Here is a 15,701-nt window from a genome sequence, read left to right as displayed (position 1 = left end):
ATGAATCCGGAAATGCCGGATTTTGTCGGCGTCAACTCGCCCACTCCGATCAACCACCAGTCCGCCGGCTTCGTGCATGTTCGAGTTTTCAGATCCGCAGCGGATCGCGGTCATCCTGATCGCGGGCCTGTTCGGCGGTTTCGTCCGCGGCTATTCCGGGTTCGGCTTCGCGCTGGCGGCGATGCCGATCCTGACGCTGGTGCTGTCGCCCGCCGCGGCGGTGCCGTCGGTGTTTCCGCTGGAATGCGCGATCGGCCTGCTGACATTGCCGTCGGAATGGCGGCACGTCGATCTGCGGGTGCTGAAATGGCTGGCGCTGGGCGCGGTGGTCGGCACGCCGGTCGGGCTGAGCGTGCTGACGCTGGTGCCCGCTGAAATCATGCGGCTGCTGCTCGGCCTCGCGGTCGCGGTGGCGGCGTTCCGGGCCTGGCGCGGCGAACGCGACGTGCTGGCGACGCGCGCGCCGAACCTCGCCGCGATCGGCTTCTTGTCCGGCTGCCTGAACGGCAGCACCGCGATGAGCGGCCCGCCGGTGATCGTGTCGCTGCTCGGCAGCAATATGCCGATGCTGAGCGCGCGGGCGACGCTGATTGCCTTCATCGCGATGAGCGCCGGTTTCGGTATCGCGCTGTCGGCCGCGCGCGGCGCTTATTCGGCCGAGATCTGGTGGGTCAGCCTGCTGATGGTGCCGGCGGCCGCGGTCGGCTGCGGATTGGGGTTGCTCACCTTCGCCAACTTGCCGCGCCGGATCTATCGCTCGGTATCGCTGGCACTGCTCACCATGGCGATGAGCATCGCCATCATCACGGCCAGCCTGGCCGTCTGGAAAAAAGCCGTCGCCTGAGACGGCGCCACCAAGAGGAAGACAGCGCATGACTCTGGCCGATTTGGACTTCAGCTTCGCCTCGATCCGCCGCGCCATGGCCGCCGGCGCCAAAGCTCCCGCGATCATCGCCGAAGCCTGCCGCCGCGCGCAGGCCGCCGCCGGCGAGGGCGTCTTCACGCTGCTGGTCGACCCCGCGGCGGCCATCGCGCGCGCCGAGGAGTTGCAGGCGCGCGCCGATGCCGGCGCCGTCTTGCCGCTGCTCGGGCTGCCGTTCTCGGTCAAGGACAGCATCCATGTCGCCGGACTGCCGACCACCTCCAATTGCCCGGCGATGCGGCTCGAGCCGAAAGACTCCGCGCATGCCGTGACACTGCTCGAACAGGCCGGCGCGGTGCTGATCGGCAAGAACACGCTGGATCAGTTCGCCACCGGGCTGAACGGCACCCGCAGCCCGGATCCGCTGTGCCGCAACGCCATCGACCCGGCCTACATCCCCGGCGGCTCCAGCTCCGGCTCCGCGGTCGCGGTGGCGCGCGACATCGTGGCGTTCTCGCTCGGCACCGACACCGGCGGCTCCGGCCGGGTGCCGGCGGCCTGCAACGGCATCGTCGGGCTGAAGCCGACCATCGGTTTGGTGAGCTCGCGTGGCCTCGTCTACAACAACCGCTCGTTCGACTGCATCCCGGTGTTCTGCAAATTCGCCGACGACGCCTACGAGATCCTCGAAAACATCGCCGGCTTCGACGTGCTGGATCCGATGAGCCGAACCGATGCCGGCGCAATCGAGCTGCGCCCGCGTGCGCCGCAACCGCTGACCATCGCGATTCCGCGCGCCGATCAGCTGACTTTCTTCGGCGACACCGAGGCGGCCCGCGCCTACGAGGCCGATCTGGCGGTGCTGCAAAGCCTCGGCCACCGGCTGAAGCCGGTCGACTTCACACTGTTCGAGACGGCGGGGCGGCTGGTGTTCCAAAGCGCGATGGTGGCGGAGCGGCTGATCGACTGCGCCGACGTGGTGCGCGATCATCCCGAAGCGATTCATCCGGCAGTGTGGAGCGCATTGCAGCCCGGCCTCAGCTACACCGCCCGCGACGCCTTCCAGGCGCTGTACGAGATCAAACAGGCGCAGCGCCAGGCCAGCCTGCTGCTGGCGGGTTGCGACGCCATGGTGGTCCCGACGGTGCCGACGATTTTCACCATCGCGCAGATGCTGGCCGATCCGATGGCGCTCAACAGCGCGATGGGCACCTACACTTATTTCGTCAATCCGCTCGACATGTGCGCGGTGGCGATCCCCGGCCGGACCCGCTCCGACGGCCTGCGCTCGTCGCTGTGCTTCGTCGGCCGCGCCGGCGACGACGCGTTGCTGCGCACGCTGGCGCGCGGCTTCGAACAGGCGATGGTGCCGGCGCTGGCTGTAGCCAGCTGACGCAGTCGGCACGACATGACTACACGACGGGCAGCGGCTGATGATTTTTCAGCCCTGCGGCAGGCGCGACGCGGTGGATTAATTGCTTGAGCGTTCCACGCCAGGAACCAGGATGCAGTCTCAAACCGAATACCAAGGAGGGGCTCCTATGTCGCATGCAAGAACGGCCGCAATCACCGTAGCGCTGGTACTGAGTTCGCTGCTGCGGCCGCAGATCGCCGAGGCCGAGATGCTGAAGGCGAGGCTGGCGCAGAATCTCGGGCCGATTTCCGGCATCGTCATCGTCGCCAAGGAAAAGGGCTTCTTCGAAAAGCACGGCCTCGACATCTCCGTGAGCAACTTCACCTCCGGCAAGCAATGCCTCGACACCGTTGTGGGCGGCGGCGCCGACATCGCCACCACCGCGGAAGCCCCGGTCACCGCCGCGGCGATGGCCGGGCAGCCGATCGCGTTCCTGGCGCGGATGGAATACTCGGACCTCAAAACCGTGGTCGCCACCAAGGCCGGCATCAAGGACAAGGCTGGACTGAAAGGCAAGAAGATCGCCTTCACCGCCGGCACCGGCAGCGAGGTCTATACGCTGGCGCTACTGAAGGCGGCCGGGCTGAAGAAGGACGACGTCACGCTGGTGAATTTGCGTCCGCAGGAAATGCTGCCGGCGCTGCTGTCCGGCAGCATCGACGCATTCGACACCTGGGAGCCGCACATCGCCAACGCCAAGAAGACGTTGGGCGCCGACGTCGCCGAGCTCGATACCAAGGGGATCTATTCGGAGACCTTCAACATCGTGGTGATGCGCGACTATCTGGAGAAGAACGGCCCGCTGATGGAGAAATTCATGGCGGCGATGATCGCCGCCGAGACCTGGATGAAGGCCAATCCGGAAGACGCGATCACGACGGTCGCCAAGGCCGTCGCCATCAAGCGCGAAGACCTGGCTCCGATCTGGAACGACTATGTCTATCAGGTGCGGCTCGACGACCGGCAGCTCGACGTGCTGAAGACCCATGCGGCCTGGCGACTGGAAAGCGGCAATCACCCGCCCGGCGCCACGATGCCGGATTTCACAAAGGTGTTCGCCCCGGCAATCCTGAAGAAACTCGATCCGTCGCGCGTCACCTACACCACTGCGGGCGGTTAGTGATCTCCCTCGCCCCGCTTGCGGGGAGAGGGTCGGCGTGAGGGGCGTTTCCGCGAGTTATGACTTGGTGAAAAGCCCCCTCATCGCCCGACTTCGCTGCGCTCAGCCGGTCGACCTCTCTCCGCAACCGGGGAGAGGTGAACGGCGTAATCAACCGAGACTGATCGAGCTGTCGATGAAACACGTGACTCCGACCTCCAGCACCCGAAGGCCGATCATGAGCAGCGGACGGCGGCAGCGGATCAATACGGCGATCTCGATTTTGTCGATCCCGCTGTTCCTGCTGGTCTGGGAGCTGGTGTCGCGCTCGCAGATCGTCAACATCATTCTGTTTCCGCCGCCGACCGTGGTGGCGGTGGCGATGGGCGAGTGGATCAAGAGCGGCGAGTTTGCGGTCGATCTGGCCTACAGCGTCGCGCGCGTCGTCAGCGGCTATCTGCTCGGCGCCAGCATCGGCGTGGTGTTCGGCGTGCTGACCGGTCAGTTCCAGATGATCTCGAGCCTGTTCTCGCCGGTGTTTCATATCTTGCGCCCGATCCCGCCAATCGCCTTCGTGCCGATCGTGATCCTGTGGTTCGGGCTGTCGGAGACCGGCAAGATCTTTCTGGTGTTCTGGGGCGTGTTCTTCACCGTGTGGCTGACCACCCACATCGGCGTGCAGAAGATCGATCGCGGACTGATCCGCGCCGCCTTGATGCTGGGCACGCCGCGCCGCCGCATGCTGACCGAGATCGTGCTGTTCGGCGCGCTGCCCTACATCGCGGTCGGGCTGCGCACTGCGGTCAGCATCTCGTTCTATACGCTGGTCGCCGCCGAACTGGCCGGTGCCTTCGCGGGCATCGTCTACCGGATCGAGATCGCGCAGCAGAATTTGCAGACCGGCCAGGTGATGGGCGGGCTGGTGGCGCTGGGGGCGATCTCGTTTCTGGCCGATCGCGGATTTTCCGCGCTGACGCAACGACTGGTGTGGTGGCGATGATGACGATGATGCAGCTCGCGGACAATCGCATGAGCCTCGCCGATGCGACGACGCAAGCCCCGATCGAGATCGACGTCGACGACGTCAGCATCGTGTTCGACACGCCGAAAGGCCAGGTGGTGGCCGCCGACCGTGTGTCGTTCCAGATCCGGCGCGGTGAATTCGTCTGCCTGCTCGGCCCTTCCGGCTGCGGCAAATCCACCGTGCTGAACACCATCGCGGGTTTCGAGACGCCGTTCGAAGGCAGTGTCCGTGTCGCCCGCAAGCCGGTCACCGGCCCGGGTCCGGACCGCGGCATGGTGTTTCAGCAGCCGCATCTGTTTCCCTGGAAATCGGTGCGCAGCAACATTTCGCACGGCCCCAGCATGGCCGGCAAATCGAGCAAGCAGGCCGGCGCGATCGCCGACGATCTGATCGCGATGGTCGGGCTCACTCGCTTCGCCGACGCCTATCCGCACACCCTGTCGGGCGGCATGCAGCAGCGGGTGGCGATCGCCCGCGCGCTGGCCAACCGCCCCGCGGTGCTGCTGATGGACGAGCCGTTCGGCGCGCTCGATGCGCAGACCAGGGCGGTGATGCAGGAAAGCCTGCTGGCGCTGTGGGCCCAGGTCGGCACCACCATCGTGTTCGTCACCCACGACATCGACGAGGCGATCTTCCTGGCCGACCGCGTGCTGTTGATGAGCGCCGGTCCCGGCCGCATCCTGCGCGACCTGCGCATCGATCTGCCGCGCCCGCGCAGCAGCGAGCTGGTGCTGTCGCCGGCCTATGCAGCCTACAAGAAAGACTGCCTCGATTTGATCCGCGCCGAAAGCCTGCGCGCCTTCGATCAGCAGGCAGTGAAGTAGTTACGTTGCAGCGTTCCGCCGAGGCATCGCGCCAGCACCCGTCATTGCGAGCCGAGGGCGACGCGAAGCGTCGCCCGGCAGCGAGGCAATCCAGGGCCGTCACATGCAGGCTGCACCTGCAGTTCTGGATTGCGTCGCCGCAATGACGAATCTCTCACGCGGTCATTCCGGGTCGTGAGCCGAAGGCGAGCGAGCCGGGACTCTCGCGACGAATCGTGACGTTGACGAAATCACCGCAGCGAGATTCCGGGTTCGCTCGCAGCTGTCGCTGTGCGCGCCCCGGAATGACGAAGACGCGAAGCTCACCCGCCGCTGGCGCTACGCTTGGCGTCGATGCGCTGCAGCGCCCAGCGGGCGTTTTTTCGCACTTCGGGATCGGCGTCGTCGATCACCGGCTCGAGATATTTCTGGCCGGCTGGATCGGCGATCTCGCCGAGCGCGGCGGCGGCTTCCTTGCGCAGATTGGCCTGCTGATGCGCGATGCACGCGCCGATCTGCGCCACCCCGCGCGCCACCTTCAGCTTGCCGAGGCTGCGCACCGCCTTCAGCCGCACCTGCCAGAACTCGTCGGCGACCGCTCCGATCAGCGCGTCGGCGGCCTGTGGGCCGTTGGCATTGGTGCCGAGCGTCTCGGCGGCGATCTCGCGCACCATCCAGTCGCCGTCGGACAGCGCCCGGGTGATGGAGTCGGCGGCCGGCTTGAGTTGCGAGAACGCCAGTGCGCTGACTGCGGCGCGCCGGACATGCGGATCCGGATCGGAAGTCGCCGCTGTCAGCGCCGGAATCGATTCTTCCAGCTTGAGAAAGCCGATCACGCCGATCGCCTGCACCCGCACCGAGGCGTCGATGTCGCGCAGCGCATCCAGCGCCGGCTTCAGCGAATCCTTGCGTCGCAATTCCTTGAGTGCGCGCAGCGCCGCCATCCGCACGAAAGCGTGCGAATGCTCGACCAGTGGCAGGATCGCATCGGCGCTGTCGGGATCTTTCAACTCCGCCATCGCGTCGGCCGCCGCCGTCGCCACCGCCTGTTCCGGATCGACCACCAGCTTGGCGAGCGCAGCCGCCGCCTCCGGGCCGTCGAATTCGGCGAGCGCCAGCCCGACCTGCTGCCGCACTCCGGGATCGGGATCGGCCGTCATGCGGTCGAGATGCGTCACCGCACCGGGATCGCCGGAATTGGCCAGCGCGATGATCGCCACCCGGCGTTCACCGGCATCGGCGGCATGCAGACGGTCGTCGATGTCGTCGAGATCGTCGTAGGCTTCGAACGGTTCGGCCATGAGTCACCTCAGCAGATAGGGGATGTTGACCTTCACGGCATCGGTCGGGCAATCGGCTTCGCACGGCATGCAGTACCAGCATTCGTCATAGGCCATGAAGGCCTTGCCGGTGAGATCGCTGATCCGCAGCACATCGAGCGGGCAGACGTCGACGCAGACGGTGCAGCCCTTGTCGGCGATGCATTTGGCTTCGTCGACCACGACGGGAACCGAGGTTTCGTAACTGGCGAGCGGCATTTTGAACTCCAGGCTGGAAAATTGGAAAGATCAGGCGGAGGCGCGCACGCGCTGCTTGTCGTAGAGGTCCTTCTCGTCGTCGGCGATCGGAACGATATAGGGCTCGACCGCACGCTTCTCGCTCGCCATTTTGCCGTCCTTCTTGCTGAGCAGCGTGTGGCAGAACCAATTGTCGTCGTCCTTCTCCGGATAGTCGGTGCGGAGATGATAGAGGCCCCAGCGGCTTTCGGTGCGATACAGCGAAGCGTGCGCCGCCATGTCGGCGCAATCCAGGATCGACTGAGTCTCCAGCGCGCGCAGCAATTCGTGCGCGTTGCGGGCGATCATCCGGTTCTCCATGTCGTCGCGGACTTCGGCAAGCCGACGCTGGCCGATCTCGAACTTGCGCGTCACCTTTGGTGGCTGCAGATAATCGTTCACCAGCCGCCGCGCCTTGTATTCGATCTGGTTCGGCGGAATGCCGTCGTCGCGCTTGGTCGGCGCCATCACCCGGTCTCGCTCGCGCGCGACGTCGGCGGCGTCGAATGCGGCGAAATCGGCATTGTCGGCGAACTCCATCGCGTGCTCGCCGGCCACCGCGCCGTTGGTGAAGGCGCCCAGCATGTAGTTGTGCGGCACGCTGGCCATGTCGCCGGCGGCGTACAGCCCGGGAATCGTGGTGCGGGCGAATTCGTCGACGAACACGCCGGAGGCGCTGTGGCCGGAGCAGAACCCGATCTCCGAGATGTGCATCTCGATCGGCTGCTGGCGATAATCAGTGCCGCGGCCTTCGTGGAACAGCCCGCGGGTCGGCCGCTCGACCTTGTGCAGCGTGGTCTCGATTTCGCTGATGGTGTCTTCGTGCAGATGGTTGAGCTTCAGGAATACCGGGCCCTTGCCGGACTGCAGCTCGTTGAAGAACTCCAACATCATCTGGCCGGACCAGTAATCGCATTCGATGAAGCGCGCGCCCTCGTTGTTGGCGGTGAAGGCGCCGTAAGGCCCGGCCACATAGGCGCAGGCCGGACCGTTGTAGTCCTTGATCAGCGGATTGATCTGGAAGCATTCGAGGTTCGCCAGCGCGGCGCCGGCGTGATACGCCATCGCATAGCCGTCGCCGGAATTCGCGGCGTTCTCGTAGGTGCCGAACATGTAGCCCGAGGTCGGCAGCCCGAGCCGGCCGGCAGCGCCCATGCACAGGATCACCGCCTTGGCCTTGATCACCAGAATCTCGGCCGTGCGGGTGTTGACGCTGACGGCGCCGGCGACCCGGCCGTCGCTGCCGGTCAGCAGCCGCGTCGCCATGTAGCGGTTGGAGATCAGGATGCGGGCGCGGCGCAACTGCCGGTACAACGCCTTCTTGACGGTCTCGCCGTTCGGCATCGGCAGCACATAGGTACCGATATGGTGCACCTTCTTGACCGCGAAGTCGCCGTTCTCGTTCTTCAGGAAGCGGATGCCGAAGGAGTCGAGCTCCTCGATGATCGAGTAGCAATTTTCTGCATATTTGTAGACCGCCTTCTGGTCGACGATGCCGTCGTTCGCGATGGTGATCTCCTTGGTGTACTGCTCCGGCGTGGCGTAGCCGGGGATCACCGCGTTGTTGAGCCCGTCCATGCCCATCGAGATCGCGCCGGAGCGCTTGACGTTGGCTTTCTCCAGGAGGACCACATTGGCCTTCGGGTTCTTCAGCTTGGCCTTCAGCGCCGCCATCGGCCCGGCGGTTCCGCCGCCGATCACCAGCACGTCGCAGGACACTTCGGACATGTCGTCGAGAATTTCGTCCATCGCCATCACCGATTCCTCATGGGTTCGCAGCAGTTCCATTCCACCGCGGAGAACTGGAATTTCTGTCAGAATAGACGGCGGGCCCGACCGCGATAGCAATTAGTTGTCAGGGCGCCACCATTGCCCCGGACGAGCGTCCCATCGGGAACGCGCGCCGCGCCTAGCGCTCGACGAAGGCCTTTTCGACGACGAAGTGCCCGGGCGCGCTGTGGCTGCCTTCGACGAAGCCGCCCCGTTCGAAATCATCGCGCAGCTCTTCGAGCATGCCCGGACTGCCGCACAGCATGATGCGGTCGGTTTCGAGATCGAGCGCCGGCAGGCCGATGTCGTCGAACAGTTGCGCCGATGCGATCAGATCGGTGATGCGGCCGCGGTTGCGGAACGGCTCGCGGGTCACCGTCGGGTAGTAGATGAACTGCTCGCGCATCAGCGGCCCGAAGAATTCGTCCGAGCCGAGCGAGGTCACCAAGCCTTCGCCATAGGCGAGCTCGGAAACCTGGCGGCAGCCGTGCACCAGAATGATGGTCTCGAAACGCTCATAGACCTCCGGGTCCTTGATCAGGCTGGCAAACGGCGCCAGTCCGGTGCCGGTCGACAGCAGCAACAGGCGCTTGCCGGGAATGAGATTGTCGGTGATGAGTGTACCGGTCGCCTTGCGTCCGACCAGGATGGTGTCGCCTTCCTTGATCTGCTGCAATCGCGAGGTGAGCGGCCCGTCCGGAACCTTGATGCTGAAGAATTCCAGCGCCTCTTCGTGGTTGGCGCTGGCCATGCTGTAAGCGCGCAGCAGTGGCCGGCCATCGACTTCGAGGCCGATCATCGCGAATTGCCCGTTGAGGAAGCGGAAGCCCGAGTTCCGGGTCGCCCTGAAGCTGAACAGCGTGTCGGTCCAGTGCCGGACCGACAGCACCCGCTCCCTGTTGAATGCACTCATCTGATCCTATCCGTTGATGACGCCGACGTTGCGCGATGGTGTGCGGGCCGCGATGCGACGCCAAGCAAGGAATTGCCAGACCGAACGCGACGGCACGCATCGATCGAGGCAACAAATTGCTGTCGATGCCAGCTGCCGCATGCTGAGATCGGGTCAGGAGAACACGCGGATGTCTGTTGCCCCGTCCAAACTCGCTCGGATCGACGTCGCACCCGCGCGGATCGGCGTCAGCGCCGATCTCGACGCGCTCGAACTCGTTCTCGATCATGGCGAACAGCTTCGGCTGCCGGCCGGAGCGTTGCGAGCGGCCTGCCGGTGCGCGTTCTGCGTCCGCGCGCGGATCGACGGCGTGTTCCCGGAACGCTTCGACGGCCTGGCGATCACCGGCGTTGCCCCGATCGGCGGCTATGCCGTCAACCTCGCCTTCTCCGACGGCCACAATCGCGGCATCTACCCCTGGAGCCTGCTCCGAGCTCTGGGCGACGAATAGCTCGGCGTCCGTTGCGCTGAGGCGTTCGCGGGGTCGCTTGGCCGCGTCCACGCGTGCGACCGGGAAGCGATCGACCACGCACGGCATAGTTGCGAGCGATTGGCACGAGGTTTGCTGCGTGTTTAGAACACGTCAAATCCGGAGTGCGCATGCAGGTTCTCGCCTCAGTCAAATCCGCAACGAATCCGGTGGCGTCCCGCCCGGCCGTCGCATCGCAGGCGGGACACTCCCTGCTGCTGACGGAAAGTGCCCGTTCGCTGGGCGGTCCGCCGTCTCTGCTGGCAGCGCTGACCGATCGCGAGCGTGAGATCGTGCTGCGGCACGGCCGGCGCAAGGTGCTGTATCGCGGCAAGACGCTGTTCAATCAGGGCGCCAAACACGACGGCATCTATCTGATCGAGACCGGACGAATCCGCGTGTTCTACACCGCCCCATCCGGCCGCGAGATCACACTCGCTTATTGGCATCCGGGCAATTTCGTCGGCGGACCGGAAGTCTTCGGCAGCGGCGTGCATCAGTGGTCCGGCGTCGCGACCAGCAACTCCAACATCGTGCAATTGCCCGGCAAGGATCTGCGCGCGCTGGTCGTCGAGGTTCCGGGTCTGGCGATCGGGCTGATCGAGGGGCTGACCTTCAAGGGCAAATGCTACTCGGCGCTGGCGCAGATGCTGGGCACCCGCTCGATCACCGAAAGGCTGGCGCATCTGCTGCTGCATCTCGCCCAGCTCTACGGCGTCGACGATGCCGACGGCGTCCTGATCGGTGCGGCTTTCACCCATGCCGATCTCGCCCACATGGTCGGCGCCACACGGCAATGGGTGACGATCAGCCTGAAACGGATGCAGGAGAAGGGCATCGTCGCCTCGCGGCGCTCACAGATCGTGATTCTGAGACCTGATCTGCTGCAGGAGATGCGCGGGCTCGGCGACTGACGTGCCTGCCTATGGTTGCGGCTACCGACGCTCAGACTGCTCAAGTGCTGAGCAGCCGTTCTATCGCGGCAACTAATCGACCACTCGACTGCCACGACGTTTGCCGTCTCGGCGAAACCGACGAAGGATGTTGACACCAACTGCCAACGTCCAAGTCGTAATCGCTCACCGAGAGGTCTTCCATGGTTCGTACTTCTGGACATCGTCTGATTTTCGCCGCCTTCACCGCCGCGATGATGGCGAGCACCCCGGTCGCCGCCCAGACCACCGTCACGGTCGGCATCGGCACCCAGGACACCACCACCAACACCGCGACCACCGGCGTCGTCATTCGGCAGCTGAAGCTGCTGGAGAAGTATCTTCCCAAGGACGGCAAATACGCGAACGTCAAATTCGAGTTCGATTGGCAGAATTTCACCTCCGGCCCACCCGTCACCAACGGCATGATGGCCAACAAGCTGCAATTCGGCGGCATGGGTGACTATCCGCTGGTGGTGAACGGCTTCACCTTCCAGAGCAACCCCGAGAGCAAGAGCCGCCTGATCGCGGTCGCGGCCTACAGCCTCGACGGCTCCGGCAACGGCCTGGTGGTTCACAAGGACTCCCCGTACTATCAGCTGTCCGATCTCAAGGGCAAATTGGTGAGCGTGCCGTTCGGCTCCGCCGCGCACGGCATGATCCTAAAGGCGATGCAGGATCGCGGCTGGCCCGCGGACTATTGGCAACTGGTGAGCCAGAGCCCGGAAGTCGGCTCGACCAATCTCCAGGAGAAGAAGATCGACGCCCACGCCGATTTCGTCCCGTTCGCCGAACTACTGCCGTTCCGCGGTTTCGCCCGCAAGATCTTCGACGGCGTCGAGACCAATCTGCCGACCTGGCACGGCGTGGTGGTGCGTACCGACTTCGCCGAGAAATATCCCGAAGTCGTGGTCGCCTATGTCAAGGCGATCATCGCGGCCAATGCCTGGCTGCGCGCCGATCCGAAGCTCGCCGCCGAAAAGATCCAGGAATGGACCGGCATCAACAAGGAAGTGGTCTACATCTTCCTGGGACCGGGCGGCAACATGACCACCGATCCGACGATCAAGCCGCAGCTGATCGAGGCCGCCGCGGTCGACGTCAAGGTGCTGCAGAATCTCGGCCGCATGAAGGAATTCGATCCGAAGAGCTGGGTCGACGACAGCTACATCCGCAAGGCCTATGCCGAACTGAAGCTCGACTACGACGCCGAGCTGAAGAGCACCAAGAACTACGAAATCAGCGGCGAGGACAAATTCTGCAAGAAGCCGATCACCGAGCCGCGCAAGGCCGGCGAGGTCTGGGTCGACGGCGACGGCATCGAGCCGTTCAGCAGCGCGGCCTGCACGCTCGCCGCTTATGCGGACATCAAGGCCAAGGGCAAGAAGATCAACATGGCCTATGTGTTCGACTCCGCCCGGGGCATCAAGCTGTTCGCCGACCAGGCCTACTACACGGTCGGCGCCGACAAGGCGCAGTTGTCGCCGTTCCTGCTCAAGAAGGACGCCGAAGCGCATGCCGCCAAGATCAACGGCAAGGTGCTGAATTTCGACGAAGCCCTCAAGTCAGCGGTCAGCGGAGGTTGACGATGGAAAGCTCCGCGGTGCGGCGCGACCAGCAGGGGCCGGACTCGCCGGCCGCTGCCTTCCGTGTGGGCTGGCTCCCGTCGGCCGCCACGGCCCCGACCGCGCCGCGCCGCGGCGCGGCTTCGCCGGGGACGTATATCAGGCGCTGGCTCAAGCTCAACCGCGGCGGCCTGCGCGCATTGCTGATCGGCGCGGTCGCGCTGGTGCTGTTCCTGTTCGCCTGGCACCTGCTCACCGCCAATCGCGTGGTGTTCTTCGTCCGCTTCACCAACGTGCCCTCGCCCGCCGCGGTCTACGACAGCCTGACCCGAGCGATGCACGATTCGAAGTTCTTCATGCACGTCCTGCTGAGCTGCCGCCGCATCCTGATCGGCTTCTCGCTGGCCGCATTGATCGCGGTGCCGCTCGGGATGGTGATGGGCCGCTTCAAGCTGATCCACGAGGCGCTGTTTCCGATCAGCGAGGTGCTGCGGCCGATCCCGGCGATCGCCTGGGTGCCGATGGCGATCATGTTGTGGCCGACCAACGAGCAGAGCATTGTCTTCATCACCTTCCTCGGCTCGTTCTTTCCGATCCTGGTCAACACTCTGCACGGCATGAAACTGGTCGATCCCGTGCTGGTGCGCGCCTCGCAATGCCTCGGCGCCCGCGAATTTGCGATCTTCCGAGAAGTGTATTTTCCCGCCTCGCTGCCGCACATCTTCACCGGCCTCACCGTCGGCATGGGCGTGGCCTGGGTGTCGCTGATCGCCGCCGAGATGATCTCCGGCCAGTTCGGCATCGGCTATTTCACCTGGGAAGCCTATTCACTCGTGCAGTATGCCGACATCGCGCTGGGGATGATCTGCATCGGCGTGCTGGGGCTCGGCTCCAGCATGTTGATCCGCGGGCTGGGCCGCCTCGTCATGCCATGGAGCAAATAATGAGCACGCAAGCGCCGAAACCGACACCGACCAAGGGCCGCGTCGACGTCCGTAATTTCGGGCTGAGCTATGAGACGCTCGACGGGCCGATGGAGGCGGTGACCGACGCCTCGATCCACGTCAATCCGGGCGAGTTCGTATCGATCGTCGGGCCGTCCGGTTGCGGCAAATCGACCTTGCTCAACGCCGTCGCCGGCTTTCTGAAGCCGACCACGGGCGACGTTCTGGTCGACGAGGTCGTGGTCGACGGCCCCAGTTCCGAGCGCGGCATGGTGTTTCAGCAATACTCGCTGTTTCCCTGGAAGACGGTGAAGGGAAACGTCGAGTTCGGCATGAAGATGAAACACCTCGACAAGTCGAGCCGCGACCGCGCTGCGCGCACGCTGCTCGGGATCACCGGGCTCACCGCGTTCGAGAACAAATATCCGGATAGTCTGTCGGGCGGCATGAAGCAACGCGTCGGCATCGTGCGCGCGCTGGCGACCGGTCCCAAGGTGCTGCTCTGCGACGAGCCGTTCGGCGCGCTCGATGCGCAGACGCGGGTGATCATGCAGCAGATCCTCACCAACATGTGGCAGCGCCTGAAGATCTCGGTGCTGTTCGTCACCCACGACATCGACGAGGCGATCTTTTTGTCCGATCGCGTCTATTGCATGACGACGCGCCCCGGCACGATCAAGGCCGAGATCGTGATTCCGCTCGAGCGTCCACGGCAGCAATCGATGATGATGTCGTCGGAATTCCTGGCACTCCGTCGCGGACTGATGGCGCTGATCCGCGAGGAAAGCATCAAGGCCATGGGAGGCGAAATCAACGACCTCGCGCTGGAAGGCCTCAGCATCGATATGAACGGGCAGAGTTTCGCCGACGTGGTGTGATGTCGGCCCCCGGAATGATCCGCTGCGGTGAATGTCGGCCAGGACCATCGCCGAGGCAGCCAACCGCTGGCCAGCGTTGCCGGCTTCCCGCATGCTGGCTAAAGTCTTGAATTGGCTGGTACAGTTGGGTGGGCTCGAACCACCGACCTCCTGTTCCACAGACAGGCGCTCTAACCAACTGAGCTACAACTGCATCCGGCGCAGCCGGGGCCGCGAACGGGCGGAAACTAGGTGCAACGCCTCGCTTTGGCAAGGCCGCGGAAGGCCCTCCGACGAATGTCGTGGGTCGGTTTCGACAAAAAAGCCCGGGACGATGCCCGGGCTTTCGAAATCGCGCGAACGGCGCTGGATCAGCCGGCGGGCGTGAACATCTTCGAGGCGCTGGCCTTGATCGGCTCGACGGTCTCGGCGGCGACCTTCTGGCTCAGCTCGGTGAGTTCCTTGGTCTGCGAGGTCAGCACCTCGACCTGCTTCTTGGCGTGCGAGGTCCACATTTCCATGATTTCCGGCAGCGTCTTGGCGCCGAACAGGCTGTGGGCGAAATCGAAATTGGCGCTGGTGTTGGTCTTCACGAAGTCGAACACCTTGGTCGAGTAGTCGGTCGCGCCCTTGCTGGCCGAGGAGAACACCGCCTCGATCGCGCCGTTGTTGGTTTCGGCGACGTCGCGCAGCTTGCTGTAGCTTTCGCGGGCCTGCGACACGCCCTTCTCGGCGAAGGCGCGAACCTGCTCGGGGAGTTGGAACGGCATGACGGTGGAGAACGGATCGTTCGAATCGGCCATGGGGACATCCTTCGGTGGTGGGGAGATCGAAGTGGCCCGCGCGATGACCCGACCAAAAATGGTCCGAAACGCCGAGCCTGAGTGAGCGAGCCTGAGTGAGAATGACCCGCGCTGGTCATTCTATCGTGTATAATAACACAAAATTTGTGCAATGCAACATAGATTTGCATTGCACTGCCATATCCTGCGCCATTGAAGGCGAAACAGGACGAAGGCTTCACATTGGCGAGGGACGGGGGCGGGCCTAGCTCTTCGGTTTGACGGCGTCCTGAGCGGCCTTGGTGACGACCTGCCCCAGCTCGGCGGCCTGCTCGGCCAGCGCCTTCATCTGTCCCTGGACATATTCGCTGTGCAGCCGAAGGACATCGCCGAGGTCCTTGGCGTGGACCAGTTGCTGGGCGTAATCGAGCGCCGCCGAGACGTTGCGTTCGGCAAAGCTGACGGCCTTCGTGGTGATTTCCTTGGCGTTGGCCCGGACGGTGGCGCCGCGGTCCTCGATGGTGGTGGCGGTCTGCTGGGCGTTGGCGATTATGTGCTCGAACGCCTTGCGGGTCTGGTCGAAACCGGCCTCGGCGACGGAGCGCATTTCCTTGGGAATTTCGAAACGGTCACGCCCATCCTGATCCATGATCCACTCCTGTTGCGCCAGGG

General features: G+C 64.5%; 16 protein-coding genes and 1 tRNA gene. 10 read left to right on the top strand and 7 right to left on the bottom strand.

Features of this window, described 5'->3' with window-relative positions; translation table 11 throughout:
* Positions 1-76 precede the first annotated feature (76 nt).
* From RPB_RS07480 to RPB_RS07460, 5 genes are all read left to right on the top strand, one after another.
* Positions 77-844 (top strand): sulfite exporter TauE/SafE family protein, encoded by a 768-nt coding sequence (locus tag RPB_RS07480; protein WP_011440383.1) that lies wholly within the window; start codon positions 77-79, stop codon positions 842-844.
* Positions 845-872: 28 nt separating this feature from the next.
* Positions 873-2,255, top strand: coding sequence for an amidase family protein (locus RPB_RS07475; RefSeq protein WP_011440382.1), 1,383 nt, complete (start codon positions 873-875; stop codon positions 2,253-2,255).
* A gap of 148 nt (positions 2,256-2,403) precedes the next feature.
* Positions 2,404-3,396: an NrtA/SsuA/CpmA family ABC transporter substrate-binding protein gene (locus tag RPB_RS07470; RefSeq protein ID WP_011440381.1), complete on the top strand. Its 993-nt coding sequence runs from the start codon at positions 2,404-2,406 to the stop codon at positions 3,394-3,396.
* 175 nt (positions 3,397-3,571) lie between these two features.
* Positions 3,572-4,375, top strand: a complete 804-nt coding sequence (locus RPB_RS07465; RefSeq protein WP_049824662.1) for an ABC transporter permease — start codon at positions 3,572-3,574, stop codon at positions 4,373-4,375.
* A 29-nt stretch (positions 4,376-4,404) separates the two neighbouring features.
* Positions 4,405-5,223: an ABC transporter ATP-binding protein gene (locus tag RPB_RS07460; RefSeq protein WP_157038785.1), complete on the top strand. Its 819-nt coding sequence runs from the start codon at positions 4,405-4,407 to the stop codon at positions 5,221-5,223.
* A 302-nt stretch (positions 5,224-5,525) separates the two neighbouring features.
* Here the strand turns inward: RPB_RS07460 and RPB_RS07455 are convergent, their stop codons facing one another.
* The 4 genes from RPB_RS07455 to RPB_RS07440 all read right to left on the bottom strand — a co-directional run bounded on the left by RPB_RS07455 (position 5,526) and on the right by RPB_RS07440 (position 9,441).
* Entirely contained in the window at positions 5,526-6,503 is a 978-nt protein-coding gene (locus RPB_RS07455) for a HEAT repeat domain-containing protein (protein ID WP_011440378.1), read from the bottom strand.
* Between the two features lie 3 nt (positions 6,504-6,506).
* Positions 6,507-6,740 carry a 4Fe-4S dicluster domain-containing protein gene (locus RPB_RS07450; protein ID WP_011440377.1) on the bottom strand — a complete coding sequence of 78 codons (234 nt, stop codon included), beginning with the start codon at positions 6,738-6,740 and terminating at the stop codon, positions 6,507-6,509.
* Between the two features lie 30 nt (positions 6,741-6,770).
* A complete protein-coding gene (locus RPB_RS07445; protein ID WP_041798611.1) occupies positions 6,771-8,513 on the bottom strand; it encodes a fumarate reductase/succinate dehydrogenase flavoprotein subunit in 1,743 nt (580 codons plus the stop codon).
* A gap of 154 nt (positions 8,514-8,667) precedes the next feature.
* Positions 8,668-9,441 carry a ferredoxin--NADP reductase gene (locus RPB_RS07440; RefSeq protein ID WP_011440375.1) on the bottom strand — a complete coding sequence of 258 codons (774 nt, stop codon included), beginning with the start codon at positions 9,439-9,441 and terminating at the stop codon, positions 8,668-8,670.
* 16 nt (positions 9,442-9,457) lie between these two features.
* Here RPB_RS07440 and RPB_RS07435 point away from each other — a divergent pair, with 16 nt between their 5' ends.
* The 5 genes from RPB_RS07435 (at position 9,458) to RPB_RS07415 (ending at position 14,268) form a co-directional block, all read left to right on the top strand.
* The gene (locus tag RPB_RS07435; RefSeq protein WP_245258324.1) at positions 9,458-9,931 is read left to right on the top strand and encodes a gamma-butyrobetaine hydroxylase-like domain-containing protein; all 474 of its coding nucleotides are present in this window, start codon (positions 9,458-9,460) and stop codon (positions 9,929-9,931) included.
* 149 nt (positions 9,932-10,080) lie between these two features.
* Positions 10,081-10,863: a Crp/Fnr family transcriptional regulator gene (locus RPB_RS07430; RefSeq protein WP_011440373.1), complete on the top strand. Its 783-nt coding sequence runs from the start codon at positions 10,081-10,083 to the stop codon at positions 10,861-10,863.
* A 233-nt stretch (positions 10,864-11,096) separates the two neighbouring features.
* A complete protein-coding gene (locus tag RPB_RS07425) occupies positions 11,097-12,467 on the top strand; it encodes an ABC transporter substrate-binding protein (RefSeq protein WP_245258357.1) in 1,371 nt (456 codons plus the stop codon).
* A gap of 2 nt (positions 12,468-12,469) precedes the next feature.
* Positions 12,470-13,390 carry an ABC transporter permease gene (locus RPB_RS07420; protein ID WP_011440371.1) on the top strand — a complete coding sequence of 307 codons (921 nt, stop codon included), beginning with the start codon at positions 12,470-12,472 and terminating at the stop codon, positions 13,388-13,390.
* Complete coding sequence (locus tag RPB_RS07415; RefSeq protein WP_041798056.1) at positions 13,378-14,268, top strand: ABC transporter ATP-binding protein; 891 nt, start codon at positions 13,378-13,380, stop codon at positions 14,266-14,268. The genes RPB_RS07420 and RPB_RS07415 overlap by 13 nt, the downstream gene beginning before the upstream one ends.
* A gap of 116 nt (positions 14,269-14,384) precedes the next feature.
* Here the strand turns inward: RPB_RS07415 and RPB_RS07410 are convergent.
* The 3 genes from RPB_RS07410 to RPB_RS07400 all read right to left on the bottom strand — a co-directional run bounded on the left by RPB_RS07410 (position 14,385) and on the right by RPB_RS07400 (position 15,678).
* Positions 14,385-14,461: transfer RNA gene (locus RPB_RS07410), tRNA-His, on the bottom strand.
* 157 nt (positions 14,462-14,618) lie between these two features.
* Positions 14,619-15,050: a phasin gene (locus RPB_RS07405; protein ID WP_011440369.1), complete on the bottom strand. Its 432-nt coding sequence runs from the start codon at positions 15,048-15,050 to the stop codon at positions 14,619-14,621.
* A 244-nt stretch (positions 15,051-15,294) separates the two neighbouring features.
* Positions 15,295-15,678: a phasin gene (locus RPB_RS07400; RefSeq protein WP_011440368.1), complete on the bottom strand. Its 384-nt coding sequence runs from the start codon at positions 15,676-15,678 to the stop codon at positions 15,295-15,297.
* Between the last annotated feature and the right edge of the window lie 23 nt (positions 15,679-15,701).

This window comes from Rhodopseudomonas palustris HaA2, from assembly GCF_000013365.1.
Classification (GTDB): Bacteria; Pseudomonadota; Alphaproteobacteria; order Rhizobiales; family Xanthobacteraceae; genus Rhodopseudomonas; species Rhodopseudomonas palustris_J.
This window is presented reverse-complemented; position numbering and strand designations above follow the sequence as displayed.

What these genes read in the sequence shown, in the direction of transcription:
- RPB_RS07480 (WP_011440383.1), top strand. Translation starts at nt 77, where the DNA reads ATGTTCGAGTTTTCAGATCCGCAGCGGATCGCGGTCATCCTGATCGCG.
- RPB_RS07475 (WP_011440382.1), top strand. Translation starts at nt 873, where the DNA reads ATGACTCTGGCCGATTTGGACTTCAGCTTCGCCTCGATCCGCCGCGCC.
- RPB_RS07470 (WP_011440381.1), top strand. Translation starts at nt 2,404, where the DNA reads ATGTCGCATGCAAGAACGGCCGCAATCACCGTAGCGCTGGTACTGAGT.
- RPB_RS07465 (WP_049824662.1), top strand. Translation starts at nt 3,572, where the DNA reads ATGAAACACGTGACTCCGACCTCCAGCACCCGAAGGCCGATCATGAGC.
- RPB_RS07460 (WP_157038785.1), top strand. Translation starts at nt 4,405, where the DNA reads ATGAGCCTCGCCGATGCGACGACGCAAGCCCCGATCGAGATCGACGTC.
- RPB_RS07455 (WP_011440378.1), bottom strand. Translation starts at nt 6,503, where the DNA reads ATGGCCGAACCGTTCGAAGCCTACGACGATCTCGACGACATCGACGAC.
- RPB_RS07450 (WP_011440377.1), bottom strand. Translation starts at nt 6,740, where the DNA reads ATGCCGCTCGCCAGTTACGAAACCTCGGTTCCCGTCGTGGTCGACGAA.
- RPB_RS07445 (WP_041798611.1), bottom strand. Translation starts at nt 8,513, where the DNA reads ATGGCGATGGACGAAATTCTCGACGACATGTCCGAAGTGTCCTGCGAC.
- RPB_RS07440 (WP_011440375.1), bottom strand. Translation starts at nt 9,441, where the DNA reads ATGAGTGCATTCAACAGGGAGCGGGTGCTGTCGGTCCGGCACTGGACC.
- RPB_RS07435 (WP_245258324.1), top strand. Translation starts at nt 9,458, where the DNA reads ATGACGCCGACGTTGCGCGATGGTGTGCGGGCCGCGATGCGACGCCAA.
- RPB_RS07430 (WP_011440373.1), top strand. Translation starts at nt 10,081, where the DNA reads ATGCAGGTTCTCGCCTCAGTCAAATCCGCAACGAATCCGGTGGCGTCC.
- RPB_RS07425 (WP_245258357.1), top strand. Translation starts at nt 11,097, where the DNA reads ATGATGGCGAGCACCCCGGTCGCCGCCCAGACCACCGTCACGGTCGGC.
- RPB_RS07420 (WP_011440371.1), top strand. Translation starts at nt 12,470, where the DNA reads ATGGAAAGCTCCGCGGTGCGGCGCGACCAGCAGGGGCCGGACTCGCCG.
- RPB_RS07415 (WP_041798056.1), top strand. Translation starts at nt 13,378, where the DNA reads ATGGAGCAAATAATGAGCACGCAAGCGCCGAAACCGACACCGACCAAG.
- RPB_RS07405 (WP_011440369.1), bottom strand. Translation starts at nt 15,050, where the DNA reads ATGGCCGATTCGAACGATCCGTTCTCCACCGTCATGCCGTTCCAACTC.
- RPB_RS07400 (WP_011440368.1), bottom strand. Translation starts at nt 15,678, where the DNA reads ATGGATCAGGATGGGCGTGACCGTTTCGAAATTCCCAAGGAAATGCGC.